This window comes from Mycolicibacter arupensis (genome assembly GCF_002086515.1).
GTDB classification, from domain to species: domain Bacteria; phylum Actinomycetota; class Actinomycetes; order Mycobacteriales; family Mycobacteriaceae; genus Mycobacterium; species Mycobacterium arupense.
Genome location: NZ_MVHH01000119.1, coordinates 1 through 848 on the forward strand (window position 1 = coordinate 1; position 848 = coordinate 848).

The 848-nt window shown below is 62.5% G+C and carries 1 protein-coding gene; it reads left to right on the forward strand.

The genetic code is table 11. The features are described 5' to 3' along the window. On the forward strand, positions 1–848 hold an 848-nt coding region (locus BST15_RS20945), incomplete at both ends, for a glutamine synthetase beta-grasp domain-containing protein (protein ID WP_207572071.1).

Here is an 848-nt window from a genome sequence, read left to right on the forward strand (position 1 = left end):
GTGTTCGAGGATGGGCTGGCATTCGATGGCTCGTCGATCCGCGGATTCCAGTCGATCCACGAATCCGACATGCTGCTGCTCCCCGACTTCAACACCGCGCAGATCGATCCGTTCCGGGCGGCCAAGACGCTGAACCTGAACTTCTTCGTCCACGACCCCTTCACCCGCGAGCCCTACTCCCGCGACCCCCGCAACATCGCCCGCAAAGCCGAGAACTACCTCGCCAGCACCGGCATCGCCGACACCGCCTACTTCGGCGCCGAAGCCGAGTTCTACATCTTCGACTCCGTCAGCTTCGACTCCCAAATCAACGGCACCTTCCACAAAGTCGACTCCGCCTCAGGCTGGTGGAACACCGGACGCAGCACCGAACCCGACGGCAGCCCCAACCTCGGCTACAAAGTCCGCCCCAAAGGCGGCTACTTCCCCGTCGCCCCCAACGACCAATACGTCGACCTACGCGACGTCATGTCCACCAACCTCGCAGGCGCCGGCTTCACCGTCGAACGCGGCCACCACGAAGTCGGCACCGGCGGCCAAACCGAAATCAACTACAAATTCAACACCCTGCTCCACGCCGCCGACGACCTCATGCTCTTCAAATACCTCATCAAAAACACCGCCTGGGCCCACGGCAAAACCGTCACCTTCATGCCCAAACCCCTCTTCGGCGACAACGGCTCCGGCATGCACGTCCACCAATCCCTCTGGCAAACCGGCGCACCCCTGTTCTACGACGAAGCCGGCTACGCCGGACTCTCCGACATCGCCCGCCACTACATCGGCGGCATCCTGCACCACGCACCCTCACTGCTGGCCTTCACCAACCCCACCATCAACTCCTACAA